Annotated in this window: 14 protein-coding genes; 10 read left to right on the plus strand and 4 right to left on the minus strand. The window is 72.1% G+C overall.

What is annotated here, in order from left to right:
• Positions 1–9: 9 nt before the first annotated feature.
• Positions 10–720 (plus strand): VOC family protein, encoded by a 711-nt coding sequence (locus tag V2W30_RS35920; protein ID WP_338702778.1) that lies wholly within the window; start codon positions 10–12, stop codon positions 718–720.
• 143 nt (positions 721–863) lie between these two features.
• On the opposite strand, the gene V2W30_RS35925 is transcribed toward V2W30_RS35920, so the two are convergent.
• Positions 864–1,754 carry a LysR family transcriptional regulator gene (locus tag V2W30_RS35925; RefSeq protein WP_338702779.1) on the minus strand — a complete coding sequence of 297 codons (891 nt, stop codon included), beginning with the start codon at positions 1,752–1,754 and terminating at the stop codon, positions 864–866.
• A gap of 94 nt (positions 1,755–1,848) precedes the next feature.
• On the opposite strand from V2W30_RS35925, the gene V2W30_RS35930 reads away from it, so the two are divergent.
• From V2W30_RS35930 to V2W30_RS35960, 7 genes are all read left to right on the plus strand, one after another.
• Entirely contained in the window at positions 1,849–2,556 is a 708-nt protein-coding gene (locus V2W30_RS35930) for a succinate dehydrogenase (protein WP_338702780.1), read from the plus strand.
• Positions 2,557–2,561: 5 nt separating this feature from the next.
• Complete coding sequence (locus V2W30_RS35935; protein WP_338702781.1) at positions 2,562–4,520, plus strand: fumarate reductase/succinate dehydrogenase flavoprotein subunit; 1,959 nt, start codon at positions 2,562–2,564, stop codon at positions 4,518–4,520.
• Positions 4,517–5,263 (plus strand): succinate dehydrogenase/fumarate reductase iron-sulfur subunit, encoded by a 747-nt coding sequence (locus V2W30_RS35940; protein ID WP_338702782.1) that lies wholly within the window; start codon positions 4,517–4,519, stop codon positions 5,261–5,263. The genes V2W30_RS35935 and V2W30_RS35940 overlap by 4 nt, the downstream gene beginning before the upstream one ends.
• A gap of 110 nt (positions 5,264–5,373) precedes the next feature.
• Positions 5,374–6,411, plus strand: coding sequence for a hypothetical protein (locus V2W30_RS35945; RefSeq protein ID WP_338702783.1), 1,038 nt, complete (start codon positions 5,374–5,376; stop codon positions 6,409–6,411).
• A gap of 17 nt (positions 6,412–6,428) precedes the next feature.
• Positions 6,429–7,064 (plus strand): hypothetical protein, encoded by a 636-nt coding sequence (locus V2W30_RS35950; protein ID WP_338702784.1) that lies wholly within the window; start codon positions 6,429–6,431, stop codon positions 7,062–7,064.
• Positions 7,061–8,386 (plus strand): nucleotidyl transferase AbiEii/AbiGii toxin family protein, encoded by a 1,326-nt coding sequence (locus tag V2W30_RS35955; RefSeq protein WP_338702785.1) that lies wholly within the window; start codon positions 7,061–7,063, stop codon positions 8,384–8,386. Before V2W30_RS35950 ends, V2W30_RS35955 begins: the two co-directional genes overlap by 4 nt.
• A gap of 43 nt (positions 8,387–8,429) precedes the next feature.
• Complete coding sequence (locus tag V2W30_RS35960; RefSeq protein WP_338702786.1) at positions 8,430–9,938, plus strand: acyl-CoA synthetase; 1,509 nt, start codon at positions 8,430–8,432, stop codon at positions 9,936–9,938.
• On the opposite strand, the gene V2W30_RS35965 is transcribed toward V2W30_RS35960, so the two are convergent.
• Together V2W30_RS35965 and V2W30_RS35970 are read right to left on the minus strand one after the other, a co-directional pair.
• Positions 9,924–12,308 (minus strand): excinuclease ABC subunit UvrA, encoded by a 2,385-nt coding sequence (locus tag V2W30_RS35965; protein ID WP_338702787.1) that lies wholly within the window; start codon positions 12,306–12,308, stop codon positions 9,924–9,926. The two genes, V2W30_RS35960 and V2W30_RS35965, sit on opposite strands and share 15 nt — an antisense overlap.
• A 66-nt stretch (positions 12,309–12,374) precedes the next feature.
• Entirely contained in the window at positions 12,375–13,382 is a 1,008-nt protein-coding gene (locus V2W30_RS35970) for an LLM class flavin-dependent oxidoreductase (RefSeq protein WP_338702788.1), read from the minus strand.
• A 71-nt stretch (positions 13,383–13,453) separates the two neighbouring features.
• Between V2W30_RS35970 and V2W30_RS35975 the strand changes: the two genes are divergently transcribed.
• Positions 13,454–13,942, plus strand: coding sequence for a hypothetical protein (locus V2W30_RS35975; protein WP_338702789.1), 489 nt, complete (start codon positions 13,454–13,456; stop codon positions 13,940–13,942).
• Between the two features lie 38 nt (positions 13,943–13,980).
• Here the strand turns inward: V2W30_RS35975 and V2W30_RS35980 are convergent, their stop codons facing one another.
• Positions 13,981–14,208 carry a dodecin gene (locus V2W30_RS35980; protein WP_338702790.1) on the minus strand — a complete coding sequence of 76 codons (228 nt, stop codon included), beginning with the start codon at positions 14,206–14,208 and terminating at the stop codon, positions 13,981–13,983.
• Between the two features lie 277 nt (positions 14,209–14,485).
• Between V2W30_RS35980 and V2W30_RS35985 the strand changes: the two genes are divergently transcribed.
• Positions 14,486–15,769: an extracellular solute-binding protein gene (locus tag V2W30_RS35985; protein WP_338702791.1), complete on the plus strand. Its 1,284-nt coding sequence runs from the start codon at positions 14,486–14,488 to the stop codon at positions 15,767–15,769.
• Positions 15,770–15,786 lie beyond the last annotated feature (17 nt).

The raw sequence follows: 15,786 nt of genomic DNA on the forward strand, positions 1-15,786 counted from the left end.
GTGGCCGCCATGATCCGTTGGGCCTATGTGTTCATCGACCGCCCCTACGAGCAATTCGGCGCGGCCTGCGACTTCTGGGCGCGGGTCACCGCGACGAGGACCTCCGAACTCCGGGGCGACCAGGGCGAGTTCACGACACTGCTGTCGTCCGGATCCGACCCCTGCGTCAAGGTGCAGGGGGTGTTCGAGGGGCCGGGCGGCGCGCACGTCGACCTCGCCGTGGACGATGTGGCGGGGGAGGCGCGGCGCGCCCGCGAACTGGGCGCCCATGGCGTCTTCGCGGAACCCGGACTCGAAGTCATGCGCTCACCGGCGGGCCATCTGTTCTGCCTGGTGGAGTGGGGCGGCGAGCGCGCGGTGCCGTCGGCGGTGTCCGGGACCCGGGTGGATCAGCTGTGCCTGGACACGGCGCCGGGCGGCTACGCGGCGGAGGTCGCGTTCTGGGCCGCGCTCACCGAATGGCCCGAAGTCCCGTGCAGCAGTCCGGAGTTCAGGCTGCTGACGGCGGCACGGGACGCGATGCCGGTGCAGTTGCTGATGCAGCGCCTGGACACGGAGGACGCGCCCTCGGCTCATGTGGACGTGGCGTGCGCGGAGCGGGCGGCCGCGCGGGCCGTGCATGAGGGGTGGGGGGCCGTGCATGTGGGGGACGGGCGTCGCTGGTCGGTGATGCGGGATCCCGCCGGGGGTTTGTACTGTCTGACGGATCGGGAGCCGTAGGGGCGGGGGATCCTCGACGGGTGACGGGTGACGGGTGACGGGTGACGGGTGACGGGTGACGGGTGCGTCGTGGCCGGTCGCGCGGTTCCCCGCGCCCCTCAAGGCGGGCGCTTCCCCGCCAGGGGCGCGGGAACCCGCAAGCGTCACCCGTCCCGCTCCACCAGCATCCGCTGGAGCTCGCGCGCGGCCCGTGGTGGTGCCACGTCGGAGCGGTGGGCCAGCGCGATGGTCCGGTGCAGGCCCGGCCGTGCCAGCGGTGTCACCCGGAGATCGGCCCCGGCCCGGGTCGCCACCATCCACGGCACCACCGCGACCCCGAGCCCGGCCCGGACGAACCCGAGCACCGCGTCCATCTCTCCGCCCTCCACCGCGAAGTCCGGCTCGAACCCCTCGGCCCGGCACGCGGCGACGGTCAGTTCCCGCAGGTCGTAGCCGTGCCGGAACATGACCAGACGCTCGCCCTCCAGGTCGGAGATACGGACGGACCCGCGGCCGCGGCCGGGGCTCGGCGCGGCCGGCGACGACACCACGACCAGTTCCTCGCGCAGCAGCTCCACCGTGGTCAGCGCGGGCGCCGGGGCGGGCAGCGGCAGCACGACGAGCGCCAGGTCGAGCGCCCCGCGCGCGAGTTCCCGTACGAGGTCGTGCGAGCCGCTCTCCTCGATCAGGAGCTGGATGCCGGGGTAGCGGTCGTGGAAGGCGCGCAGCACGTCCGGGAGCAGGCCCGTGCACAGGGAGGGCGTCGCGCCGAGCCGGACGCGGCCGCGCTTGAGCTGGGCCAGCTCCTGTACCTCGTGCCGCGCCGTGTCCGCGTCGGCGAGGATCCGGCGCGCCAGCGGGAGCAGCGCCTCGCCCGCGTCGGTGAGGGTGATGTTGCCGCGGGCCCGCTGGAAGAGATCGACCCCCAGCTCCCGCTCCAGCGCCCGGATCTGCTGGGACAGCGAGGGTTGCGCGACGTGCACCTGCTCCGCCGCGCGCGTGAAGTGCCGGGTCTCCGCCACCGCGACGAAGTACTGGAGCTGCTGGAACTGCATACCGCCACCCTAGTCCCTCGATAGGCGCAGCCTATGGAAATGAGCCGCACCATGTCTTGGACCGATCAGGTACTTCGGCCCTACCGTCGATGACATGGCTCTGGCAACGCGGACGGACCGACGGTCGTCCATGACGCGCACGATCTGGGACAGCTCCCTCGGCAAGAAGACCGTGATGGCTGTCAGCGGCATCGTCATGCTGCTCTACCTGGTCGCGCACATGATCGGGAACCTGAAGATCTTCTTCGGTCCGGGCGAGATCAACCACTACGCCCACTGGCTGCGCACCATGGGCGCTCCGGTCCTGCACCACGAGTGGGGCCTGTGGCTCGTACGGATCGTGCTCGTCGTCGCCGTCGTGGCGCACGCCACGTCCGCGTACCAGCTCAGCCGCCGCGACATCAAGGCACGCCCGAACAAGTACGTGCACAAGAAGCCGCGCGCCAGTTACGCCACGCGCACCATGCGCTGGGGCGGCATCATCCTCGGCCTCTTCATCGTCTGGCACATCCTCGACCTGACGACGGGCACCGTGCACCCGGGCGGATACGAGCACCTGCACCCGTACCAGAACATCATCGACACGTTCTCGACGTGGTACGGCAACGTCATCTACATCGTCGCGATGCTCGCCCTCGGGTTCCACGTGCAGCACGGGTTCTGGAGCGCGGCGCAGACCCTCGGCGTCGGCAGCCGCACCCGCGATCGGGCCCTGAAGACCGTCGGCACGGTCCTCGCCGTACTGCTCACGCTCGGCTTCGTCGCCGTGCCCGTGGGCGTCATGACCGGATTGGTGAGCTGAAGAACATGACCTCGTCCAGGGACTACGCGGACTACTCCACCGGCGAACCGGTCGTCGACACCAAGGCCCCGGCCGGGCCCGTGCACGAGCGCTGGGACACCCGGCGCTTCGAGGCGAAGCTGGTCAACCCGGCCAACCGCCGCAAGCACACGGTGATCGTGGTCGGCACGGGACTCGCGGGCGGCTCCGCCGGCGCCACGCTCGCCGAACAGGGCTACCACGTCGTCCAGTTCTGCTTCCAGGACTCGCCGCGCCGCGCCCACTCGGTGGCCGCGCAGGGCGGCATCAACGCCGCGAAGAACTACCGCAACGACGGCGACTCCGTGCACCGCCTCTTCTACGACACCGTCAAGGGCGGCGACTTCCGCGCCCGCGAGTCGAACGTGCACCGTCTCGCCCAGATCTCCGTCGAGATCATCGACCAGTGCGTCGCGCAGGGCGTGCCCTTCGCCCGCGAGTACGGCGGCCTGCTCGACAACCGGTCCTTCGGCGGCGTCCAGGTGTCGCGCACCTTCTACGCCCGCGGACAGACGGGGCAGCAACTGCTGCTCGGCGCCTACCAGGCCCTCAGCCGGCAGGTCGCCGCGGGCAACATCGAACTGCATCCCCGTACCGAGATGCTCGACCTCGTCGTCGTCGACGGCAAGGCGCGCGGGATCGTCGCCCGGGACCTGGTCACCGGGAAGATCGACACGTACTTCGCCGACGCCGTCGTGCTCGCCTCCGGGGGCTACGGCAACGTCTTCTACCTCTCCACGAACGCGATGAACAGCAACGCGACGGCCGTCTGGCGGGCCCACCGGCGCGGCGCGTACTTCGCGAACCCCTGCTTCACGCAGATCCACCCGACCTGCATCCCGCGCACCGGCGACCACCAGTCGAAGCTGACACTGATGAGCGAGTCGCTGCGCAACGACGGCCGCATCTGGGTGCCCAAGGCCCAGGGCGACGACCGGCCGCCGAACCAGATCCCCGAGGACGAACGCGACTACTACCTGGAGCGCATCTACCCGTCGTTCGGCAACCTCGTCCCGCGCGACATCGCCTCGCGCGCCGCGAAGAACGTGTGCGACGAGGGCCGAGGCGTCGGTCCCGGCGGGCAGGGCGTGTACCTCGACTTCGCCGACGCCATCGCGCGGATGGGCCGCAAGGCCGTCGAGGCCAAGTACGGGAACCTCTTCGACATGTACCAGCGGATCACCGACGAGGATCCGTACCGGGTGCCCATGCGGATCTACCCCGCCGTGCACTACACGATGGGCGGCCTGTGGGTCGACTACGACCTCCAGACCACCGTCCCCGGCCTGTTCGCGATCGGCGAGGCCAACTTCTCCGACCACGGGGCCAACCGGCTCGGCGCGAGCGCGCTGATGCAGGGCCTCGCGGACGGCTACTTCGTCCTGCCGGCCACCATCAACGACTACCTGGCCAAGCACCCGCACACCGACGAGGTGAACGCCGAGCACCCGGCCGCCGTCGAGGTCGTGCGCGAGACCGAGGAGCGCCTCGCCCGGCTCCTCGCCGTCGACGGCGACCGCACCCCGGACTCCTTCCACCGCGAACTCGGCGAGCTGATGTGGGAGTTCTGCGGCATGGCCCGCACCGAGACCGGGCTGCGCAAGGCCCTGGAGCGGATCCCGCAGATCCGTGAGGAGTTCTGGCGCCGCATCAAGGTGCCCGGCGTCGGCGAGGAGTTCAACCAGTCCCTGGAGAAGGCGAACCGCATCGTCGACTACCTGGAGCTCGCCGAGCTGATGTGCCTGGACGCGCTGCACCGCGCCGAGTCCTGCGGCGGCCACTTCCGCGAGGAGTCGCAGACGCCGGACGGTGAGGCCGCCCGCGTCGACGAGGAGTTCTCCTACGCCGCCGCCTGGGAGTTCACCGACACCGGCGCCTCGCCCGTCCTGCACAAGGAAGACCTCGTCTTCGAGTACGTCCACCCCACTCAGCGGAGCTACGCATGAAGCTCACCCTGCGCGTCTGGCGCCAGAAGAACAGCGACGCCGAAGGCGCCATGTCCACGTACGAGGTGGACGGCATCTCCCAGGACATGTCGTTCCTCGAAATGCTCGACACCCTCAACGAGGAACTCATCGTCAAGGGCGAGGACCCCGTCGCCTTCGACCACGACTGCCGCGAGGGCATCTGCGGCGCGTGCAGCCTCGTCATCAACGGCGACGCGCACGGCCCGGAGCGCACCACCACCTGCCAGTTGCACATGCGGTCCTTCAAGGACGGCGACACGATCGACATCGAGCCGTGGCGCGCCTCCGCCTTCCCGGTCATCAAGGACCTGGTCGTCGATCGCGGCGCCCTCGACCGGATCATCCAGGCCGGTGGCTACATCACGGTGCCGACGGGCGCGGCCCCCGAGGCGCACTCGACGCCCGTGCCCAAGCCCGACGCGGACTTCGCGTTCGAGCACGCCGAGTGCATCGGCTGCGGCGCCTGCGTCGCCGCGTGCCCCAACGGCGCGGCCATGCTCTTCACCTCGGCGAAGGTCAACCACCTGAACGTGCTGCCGCAGGGCGCCCCGGAGCGCGAGACGCGCGTCCTCGACATGGTGGCGCAGATGGACGACGAGGGCTTCGGCGGCTGCACCCTCACCGGCGAGTGCGCGACGGCCTGCCCCAAGGGCATCCCGCTGTTCTCCATCACCCGTATGAACAAGGAGTGGCTGCGCGCCAACCGCAAGGTCAGCCGCTGAGCGAGCGATGAGACGTCCCGCGAAGAGCGCGGGGTGGGCGGGGCCGGGAGTGGTGCTCAAACCCCCGGTCCCGTCATCGCGTTGTCGGTGCCGCTCCGTATGCTGCGCGCATGATCTTCAACCGCAAGGGGAGGGAGCGGTTCCTCGACGCCGTCACCGGTGTCGAGGCCGCTGTGGAACAGCAGGACAGCGCGGGGGTCGAGCGCGCCTTCCAGCTGATGAACGAGCACTACCAGGGCGCGGGGGAGCAGGAGTTGGCGACGGGGGCGGTGCGCCTGGCCGGGCTGCTGTCCAGCGTGCCGCCGGGACCGCGCGGCGCGTTCGCGGTCGTCATCGGCGCGTGCGTCGAGCGCGGGGCCGACCCGCGCGCGTGCGCCCCGGCGATCCTCGACGGGCTCGCGGACGCGGTGCGTGCCGCGGGCGAGTTCTGCGAGCGCTGGGCGGCGACCGGGGGCGGCGAACTGCCCGACCCCGAGGGAGCGGACCCCGAGCGGGCCGTGTTCGAGCGGGTCGGCTTCGAGCGGGCGATGGCCTGGTGGACGCTGCCGCAGTGGGAGATGGCGTCCGTCGCGATGCTCAACCACCCCTCCGTGCGCACCGGCCTCGACGCCGCGCGGCGCGCCGAACTGCTGACGGCGCTGCGGGCCGTGGAGGAGGCGTCGGGCCACGACTTCAAGTGCCTGACCTACGCCCTGCTCGTCCTGGACGACGAACCGCTGATCGTCATCGACCGCCCGTCCGGCACCGGATACGCCCTGCGGATGACCGGCCTCGGAGACACCTTCCAGCTCCACACCCTGCTCGCCGACCGCCTCGCGGGCGGCGGCCATCTGCCCGGGTACGTCCCCACGCCGCGGGAGGTCGCCGTGTGCCGGGACGCCCCCGGGCAGGTCCCCACCAAGGGCACCTTCAATCTGGTGGCGCCGGACGGCGGTTGGATATGGAATGAGGGCACACCCAGCGACATACCCGTCGTCGAGGGATCCCGTCTGCTCGTGCTGGACCCGCCGCCGTACGAGCGCGGATGGCCCGCCGGACGGTTCTTTCCCGGGATGACGGGCGACCTGGTCCTGGAGCGAGTGCTCACAGCGGAGGAGACGGCACGGTGGTCCGCCCACGTCCTGCCGGCCGGAAAGCCGGGGAACTAGCCCTGTACGAGGGTGAGTTGGAGACCCATCTCACCGTCGGTGCGGTTCGTGCCGCCGAGGGCGACGCGGTCGAGCGGCTCGCGTCCTGGGCGGCGGCCCGTGGACTCGGCTTCACGCACATCGTGCTGGGCCGGGGGCACCACCGCTCGCAGCCGATGGTGACGCTGCGCGGGCGCGGGCGCGCCGACGAGTGGCTCGCGGGCCCCGTCGCACGGACGGTCGCGGACCTCGCCCGCGACCGATTCCCCGTCCTGCGGTCGAAGACCGAGACCGCGCCGTGGGCTGCCGGAGTGCCGGTGACCGACGCGGAGGCCGCACGGGCCCCCGCGCACCTGCACTTCGAGCACCACGTCAAGGTGCTCCTCGACCGGGAGTGTGCCCCGCGCGCGCTCGCCGCCCGCGTCGAGGGGCACACCGCCCACGTCTCGTGGAACGCCCGACGCGTCCGCGACGACGGCCGCCACGAACGCTTCGTGACCCAGCGCTGCCACGGCGTCGGCCGCGCCACCGCGGGACGCCGGCTGGAGGCACTCGTCGCCGCCCTGACCGCCGCACCCGGCGTACGGATTCTGGAGACGGAGCGCGAGTACGTCCTGCACGACACCCGGCTCGGGCTCGACGCGGGCTGGATCACGGAAGGAGGCCCGTCATGACCGCACCCGGGACACCGTCCCCGCGACCGCCGCAGGACCAGGACTGGCGGCGTGCCCTGTACGAGGGTGGCCCGCTGCCGCACACCTCACCGGCGGAAGAGGAGCGCCGTCGCCTCGCCCTGCCGCGCACCCTTCTGCCCGCGCCCGAGGGGCTCGACCAGCCGGCCGTCTTCGATCCGGCGCTGCTCCAGTTCTCGAACGCGTACCGGGCGGGCGACCCCCGGTTCGCCGGCGAGGACGAGGCGCGGGCCTGGTTCCTCGCCCGTCGGACCGCGCTCGACCTGGTGCTCGCCGCCGTCGCCGGCACATCGCTGGGCGCGCGCCTCGTCCTGCGCGGCAGCAGGCTGATGGCCACCTGGTTCGGCGCCGCCGCGCGGGAACCCGGCGATCTCGACTATGTCGCGCCCGACGACTGGCGGTTCGGGGGAGCGGAGGACCGGGAACTGTTCGCCCAGCTCGCCGCCGCCGCGCAGCGCACGGCCGAGGCCCGGCCCGACGCGGGCGTCCGGATCGCCGCGGACGGCGCCGTCACCGAGGACATCTGGACGTACGACCGGGTGCCGGGGCGCCGGCTGCTGCTCCCGTGGAGCGCGCCGGGCACGGCGGGCGGCACCGTACAGATCGACGTCGTCCACCACGAACTCCTCGCGACCCCGGCCGTCCGTACCCCGCTGCGTCCGCTCGGCGCCGGACCGGGCGCGGTCGTCGAAGCGGTCACGCCCGAACTGTCGCTGGCCTGGAAGATCATGTGGCTGATCAGCGACATCCACCCCCAGGGCAAGGACCTCTACGACGCGGTCCTGCTCGCCGAGCGCGGCGCGCCCTCCCTCGACGTGCTGCGGAGGGCGTTCGTGCTCGCGGGCGACGAAATGCTGCGACCGGGCGGACGCTGGTGGCTCACGGAGATCGCCGAGTGCGCCGACACCGGCTGGGAGCACTTCCGGAGCGAGTATCCGCACGTGACCGGCGAGGTGGGCGAGTACGTCGACCGGCTGCGGGCCGTCCTCGAACCACTGGCCGAGCGGGCCGAGCGCGAGGCGGCCCCGGGGCCGTACGACCGGTGGGCGCACTGGCTGGTGCCGCTCGTCGAGCACGTCCGCGCGACGGCACCCGACGCGCCCGCGACAGCAGTCGCGCGCCGCCTGTCGGCCTCGGGCCGCTGGGGCTTCACCGCGTCGGTCGTCGTCGTCCGCGAGGTGCTCGGCCGGGACACGACGACCCTGGACCAGGCGTGCGCCGCCGTGCTGCGGGACGAGGAGCACTGGGCGTACCTGCGGGGCCGCCCCGACCTGTGCTCCCGGTTCCTGGAGGAACTGCTCTGACGACCCCTGACGCCCCGTCATATCTCCGGGGTACCGTCTGGCCATGTATCCGGGAGCGTACGACCCCGCCAGGCCGGCCGTCGTCACGGCTGACGGCAACACCACCCTCACGTACGGGCAGTTGGAGGAGAACTCGCTGCGCCTCGCCGATCACCTCCGGTCGGCGGGGCTGCGCAGAGGGGACCATCTCGCCCTGCTCGCCGACAACGATCCGCGGGTCCTCGAGGTCTCCTGGGCCGCCATGCGCTCGGGGCTCTACCTCACCGCCGTCAACCATCACCTGACGGCCGAGGAGGCCGCGTACATCGTGCGGGACTGCGGGGCAGCCGCCCTCATCGTGTCCGGGGCGCTCGATGAACTCGGCGCGCGCGTCGGCGCGTCGGTGCCCGAGGTCACGCACCGGCTCGGGTTCGACGACGGATCGTACGACGCTGCCCTGCGGGAGGCGTCGCCCGAGCCGCCGGACGTCCAGCCGCGCGGCGCCGACATGCTCTACTCGTCCGGCACGACGGGCCGGCCCAAGGGGATCGAGCCCGCGCTCCCGGACGGCGACATCCGCACGGACCCGACCACGTACCAACTCCTCTTCCAGCCCATGTACGGATTCGGTGAGGACACCGTCTATCTGTGCCCCGCCCCGCTGTACCACGCGGCGCCGCTGCGCTTCTGTCACACGATCACGGCGACCGGCGGCACGGTCGTGCTGATGAAGTCCTTCGACGCGCAGGGGGCGTTGGCGGCGATCGAGCGGTTCAAGGTCACCCACAGCCAGTGGGTGCCGACCATGTTCGTGCGCATGCTCAAGCTCCCCCGGGAGGTGCGCGAGCGGTACGACACGTCGTCGATGAAGGTCGCCGTCCACGCCGCCGCGCCGTGCCCGCTGGAGGTGAAGCGACGGATGATGGAGTGGTGGGGGCCCGTCCTGTACGAGTACTACTCGTCGACGGAGGGGAACGGGATCACCTTCATCGGCCCCGAGGAGTGGCTGCGCAAGCCGGGCTCCGTGGGGCGCGCCGGGCTCCTCGGCGAGCTGCGCGTCTGCGACGAGGCGGGGAAGGTACTGCCGCCGGGGGAGACCGGCGTCGTCTACTTCGAGCGCGACGAGCTCCCCTTCCGCTACCACCACGACGACGACCGCACCCGCGAGGCCCAGCACCCCGACCACCCGAACTGGACGACGACCGGCGACATCGGCCACGTCGACGAGGACGGCTACCTCTACCTCACCGACCGCAAGGCCTTCATGATCATCTCGGGTGGGGTCAACATCTACCCGCAGGAGATCGAGGACTGCCTCGTGCTGCACCCCGCCGTCGCCGACGTCGCGGTCGTCGGAGTCCCGGACGCGGAGATGGGTGAGTCCGTGCGCGCCGTGGTCCAGGCCGCCGAAGGAGCCGTGGCCGGAGCGGAGTTGGGGCGGGAACTGATCGCGTACGTACGGGAGCGCATCGCGCACTACAAGGTGCCGCGCGACGTCGTGTTCGTGCCCGCGCTGCCACGCACGCCGACCGGCAAGCTCGCCAAGGGGAAGCTGCGCTCAGCGGTGCAGTAGCCGGGCCAGGTAAGGGGCGGTGCGGCTGTCCGGGTCGGCGGCCACCAGCCGGGGCGGGCCAGCGACGACGACCCGGCCGCCCGCGTCACCGCCGCCCGGACCCAGGTCGACGACCCAGTCCGCGCCGGCGACCACCGCCATGTCGTGCTCGACGACCACCACGGAGTGGCCCGCGTCGACGAGACCGTGGAGCTGGCGCAGCAGCACCTCCACATCGGCGGGGTGCAGCCCGGTGGTCGGCTCGTCGAGCAGATACAGCGTGTGCCCGCGCCGCACACGCTGCAACTCGCTCGCCAGCTTGATGCGTTGGGCCTCACCCCCGGACAGCTCGGTCGCGGGCTGGCCGAGCCGGAGATAGCCGAGACCCACGTCCAGCAGCGTGCGCAGACTGCGCAGCACCGGCCGGGCCGCGTCGTCGCCCGCCGCGGCCGCGTCCGTGAAGAACGCGGTGGCCGACTCCACCGTCAGATCGAGCACCTCCGCGATGCTCCGCCCCCGGTAGGTCACCTGGAGCGTCTCGGGGTTGTAGCGCGCGCCCCCGCAGTCCGGGCACGGCGCGTACGTGCTCGGCAGGAAGAGGAGTTCGACGCTGACGAAGCCCTCGCCCTGACATGTCTCGCAGCGCCCGCCCGGCACGTTGAACGAGAACCGCCCGACCCCGTACCCGCGTTCCTTCGCCGCGTCCGTGCCCGCGAAGAGTTTGCGCACGACGTCGAAGAGGCCCGTGTACGTGGCCAGGTTGGAGCGCGGCGTACGCCCGATCGGCTTCTGGTCGACGACCACGAGCCGCCCGACGCCGTCGAGTTCCTCCGTGATCTCACCGATCAGCGTCGACTTCCCCGACCCGGACACTCCGGTGACGGCCGTGAACGCGCCGAACGGGAACTCCGCGGTCACGTCCCGCAGGTTGTGCCGGGTCACCGGTCCGACCTTCAACCAGCCCCGGGGTTCACGGACGTGACGTTCGACGGCGGGGGAGTCGTCGAAGAGGAAGCGCGCGGTCGCCGAGTCCGGGACGTCCCGCAGCCCCGCCACCGGTCCGCTGTGCAGGACCCGCCCGCCGTGCTCCCCGGCCAGCGGCCCCACGTCGACCAGCCAGTCCGCGTGGCGCATCACGTCGAGGTGGTGCTCGACCACGAACACCGAGTTGCCCGCGGCCTTGAGTCGGTCGAGGACGGTCAGGAGCGACTCGGTGTCGGCCGGGTGCAGGCCGGCCGACGGCTCGTCCAGGACGTACACCACACCGAACAGACCGGACCTCAACTGCGTGGCCAGACGCAGACGTTGTAGCTCGCCCGCCGAGAGCGTCGGCGTCGGCCGGTCCAGCGCGAGGTAGCCGAGGCCGAGCTCGGTGACCGTGGCGAGCCGGGCCCGCAGATCGTCGGTCAGCACCCGCGCCGTCTCCGAGGCGTCGCCCGGCGTCGAGAGCGCGTCGGCCAGCTCGGACAAGGGCAGCCGCGCGAGCTCCGCGATGGTGCGCCCGGCGAACGTCACGGCCAGCGACTCCGCGCGCAGCCGCGCGCCCCCGCACACCGGGCACGGCGTGCTCTCCAGGAACTTCTCCGCCTTCGCCCGCAGCGACTGGCTCTTGGAGTCCGCGAACGTCTTCAGTACATAGCGGTCGGCGCTCATGTACGTGCCCTGGTACGGGCGTTGGATGCGGTCGGCGTCGCGCACCGGGTGCACCGTCACCACCGGCTGCTCGTCCGTGAACAGGATCCAGTCCCGGTCGGCCTGCTCCAGCTCGCGCCAGGGACGGTCCACGTCGTGGCCGAGCGCGTCGAGGATGTCGCGCAGGTTCTTGCCCTGCCAGGCGCCGGGCCACGCGGCGATGGCGCCCTCGCGGATCGACAGGCCGGGATCGGGGACCAGCAGCGCCTCGGTGGTCCGGTGCACGCGGCCGATCCCGTGGCACCGGGGGCACGCCCCGGCCGCCGTGTTCGGCGAGAACGCGTCGGAGTCGAGCCGCTCGGCGCCCGCCGGATAGCGGCCCGCCCGCGAGAACAGCATGCGCAGCGAGTTCGACAGCGTGGTCACCGTGCCGACCGAGGAGCGCGACGTCGGCGCCGAGCGGCTCTGCTGGAGCGACACCGCCGGCGGCAGCCCGCTGATCTCGCCGACCTTCGGGGCGCCCACCTGGTGGATGAGGCGGCGCGCGTACGGGGCGACCGACTCGAAGTAGCGGCGCTGCGCCTCCGCGTAGATCGTCCCGAACGCGAGGGACGACTTCCCCGACCCCGACACCCCCGTGAAGACCGCCAGCACATCGCGCGGCACGTCCACGTCGACGCCCCGGAGGTTGTGCTCGCGGGCGCCGCGCACCCGGACGAGACCGTCGTGGCGGGGGTCGGGCGAGTCGGGGTGGGGCATGGGGCGCGGCTCCGGCGGATCGTGCGGCTTCGGTGTCGGTACGGGGTCCTGGCAAACCCCACGATTCTAGGCCCCGGTCAAACGCGCGACCCGGGCGAGCCTGCGGTACGACTCCAGGAGGCCCTCACGGTCGTACGTGCTGGTCGTGACCAGGACCTCCTGGGCCCCGCTCTCCTTGATCAGCGTCTCCAGCTCGTCCGCGACCTGTGCCTCGGTGCCCACGATGTGGCCGCGCAGCCCGGCCTCGTACAGCTCGCGCTCCTTCGCGGTCATGTCCCGGGATGCGACGCGCTCGGCGGGCGGCAGCGGCGGGAACGTGCCGTGCGTGCGCGCGTACGCCATCGACCACGCCTCGGGGATCAGCAGCCGTCGCGCCTCGTGCTCGCTGCCGGCGACGGCGACCGTCCCGGAGATGACGACGTACGGCTCCGCGGCCCAGGCGGAAGGGCGGAACTCGGCGCGGTAGCGGTCGATGCCCCGCAGCATCTTCTCCCGGCCCCGGAAGTCCCCGATGACCATCGGCAGGCCCGCGCGGGCGGCGATCGACGCGCCCTCGCCCATCGCGAGCACGAACGGCGGCACCGTGAGGCCCTCCGACGGCCGGGCGCGCACCCGCGTGGACGAGGTGCCGGTGAAGAACGCGAGCAGCTCGTCGAGCTGGCCCGCGAAGTCCTCGGCCTCGTCCTTGCCGCGCCCCAGCGCCTTGCGGACCCCGTCCGTGAACCCCACCGAGCGCCCCAGACCCATGTCGATCCGGCCCGGGAACAGCGACTCGAGCACACCGAACTGCTCGGCGACGACCAGTGGTTGGTGGTTCGGCAGCATCACGCCGCCGGTGCCGACGCGCAGGGTGCGGGTCGCCGCGGCGACCGCCGCCGCCAGCACCGTCGGCGCGGAGCCCGCGACACCCGGCACGCCGTGGTGCTCCGAGACCCACAGCCGCTCGTACCCGAGACGCTCCAGGTCCGCGGCGAGGGCGACGGTGTCACGCAGCGCCTCGGCGTCGCTGTGGCCCTCGCGGGTGCGGGAGCGGTCGAGCACGGAGAAGCGGGTCGTTTCGATCACGGTGGTCACGCCTTGTACAACGTTGTGGCGCCGCGAGGATTCCCGCGGTCCGGACGGGCGCGTTTGTCTAGGGTGGGGGCATGGCCCAGGACAGACGCCCCCTCGCCGTGTTCGACCTCGACGGCACGCTCGCGGACACCGCGCACCGGCAGCGGTTCCTGGAGCGCAGGCCCCGCGACTGGGACGCGTTCTTCGCGGCCGCGCCCGACGACCCGCCGCTCGCCGAGGGCATCGCGCTCGCGCTGAGCAGCGCCGAGGAGTGCGAGGTCGTCTACCTCACCGGGCGGCCCGAGCGCTGCCGGGCCGACACCGTGGCGTGGCTGGGCGCCCAGGGGCTGCCCGACGGGCCGCTGCACATGCGCCGCAACGACGACCGCAGGCCCGCCCGCCGTACCAAACTCGACGTCCTCAAGCGCCTCGCCCGCGGCCGCGACGTGCGCGTCCTGGTCGACGACGACGAGCTGGTGTGCGACGAGGCCGAGCGCGCCGGGTTCACCGTCGTACGGGCCCGCTGGGCGAGCACGTCGACGGCGCTCAAGGACGCGCAGGAGCGCGAGGGCCGCACGTGACCTGAGCGCGTCCCTCGGCGCCGGTCCCGGCTCCCCTCTCAGCCCTCGTCGGCGGCCTCGTCCTCCAGGCGGAAGCCGACCTTCAGGCCCACCTGGTAGTGCTCGACCTGGCCGTCGACGATCTGCCCCCGTACCTGGGTGACCTCGAACCAGTCCAGCTGGCGCAGGGTCTGCGAGGCGCGCGCGATGCCGTTGCGGATCGCCTGGTCGACGCCCTCGTGCGAGGTTCCGACGATCTCGGTGACGCGATACGTGTGATTCGACATGCTTCCACCGTGCCCCAGGGCGGCGCGGAGCGCGAGGGGGACACCGGGCGGGCCGTGGTGCCCGCCGTCCGTGGGGTGCCGCCGGGCGCCGGGTCTTCCGGCGGCGGGAGAGCGCCGGTCGGGGCCGGGCCGAGGAGCGTCGGGCTCCGGTTGAATTCCGGATAGCCCTTGACCGGTCCGTTGGTCCATACCAAAATCCCAGCACACCCGTACGAGCCGTCGCTCGTCCCCCACGTCGGGCCGCCCTTCCCTGTCCGCAGGCAGAAAGTGACCCCCCGTGAGATCCCGCCGTTCCGTGCTGCCCCTCGTCTCCCTCGCCGTCGTGACCGGCACGCTGCTCACCGGCTGCGGAGCCCTGCCGGGAAGCGAACCCGCGCGGCGGACCGTCACCGTGTGGCTGATGAGCAACAGCGCCTCCGACGCCTTCCTCGACCGGTTCACCGAACGGTTCGAGGCGGAGCACGCCGACGTCGACCTGGACATCCGCATCCAGGAGTGGACCGGGATCGGCTCGAAGGTCGCCAAGGCCCTCACGGGCGACGGCGGCAAGGACGGCGCCCCCGATGTCATCGAGGTCGGCAACACGCAGGTCCCGCAGTACATGCAGGACGACCGGCTCGTCGACCTGTCCCTGGAGTCCGCGCGCGACCTCGGCATGGAGCGCTGGCTGCCCGGCCTCGCCGAACCCGGCAGCGACGGCTCCCGGCAGTTCGGCATCCCCTGGTACGCGGCCAACCGCGTCGTCATCTACAACAAGGAACTCTTCGAGCGGGCCGGCATCAAGAAGCCGCCCACCACCCGCGAGGAGTGGCTCGACCTGACGCGCCGCCTGGACACCGGCACCGACCAGGGCATCTACCTCGCGGGCCAGGACTGGTACACGCTCTCCGGCTTCATCTGGGACGAGGGCGGCGAACTGGCCCACGAGTCGTCCGGCATCTTCACCGGCGCCCTCGACACCCCCGCCGCGCTGCGTGGCATGGAGTTCTACGGGCGGTTGCAGGCGCTCGGTGCCGGGCCGAAGAACGCCGACGAGGAACACCCCTCACAGGCCGACCAGTTCGCCGAGGGGCACATCGGCCAGATCATCTCGGTGCCCGGCGCGGCCCAGCGCATCATCGAGAAGAACCCGGACCTGAAGGGCAAGCTGGGCTACTTCCCGATCCCCGGAAAGACGGCCGGGCGGCTCGGCTCCGTGTTCACCGGCGGCTCGGACCTGGTGATCCCCGCCAACACCGACGACCAGTCCGGCGCGATCGCCGTCGTCAAGGCACTGGCGGGGAAGAAGTGGAACACGGACCTGGCCAGGACCATGAACTACGTGCCGAACAAGACGACCCTCGCCGGAGCCGTGGCCACCGAACCCGGCGTCGCCGCCATGGCCGAGGGCGCCGCCCACGGCAAGGCGACCCCCGCCTCGCCCCTGTGGGCCACGGTGGAGGCCGCCGACAATCCGATCAAGGCCTACATGAGCCGGGTCCTGCTGGGCGCCGACCCGGCCACGGAGGCGAAGAAGGCGTCCCGGGAGATCACCCGGCGCCTCGACGAGAGCGGCGAGTGACGCCCCGCCCCGCGCGC

Origin of the sequence: Streptomyces sp. Q6 (genome assembly GCF_036967205.1) — a bacterium.
Taxonomy (GTDB): Bacteria; Actinomycetota; Actinomycetes; order Streptomycetales; family Streptomycetaceae; genus Streptomyces; species Streptomyces citrinus.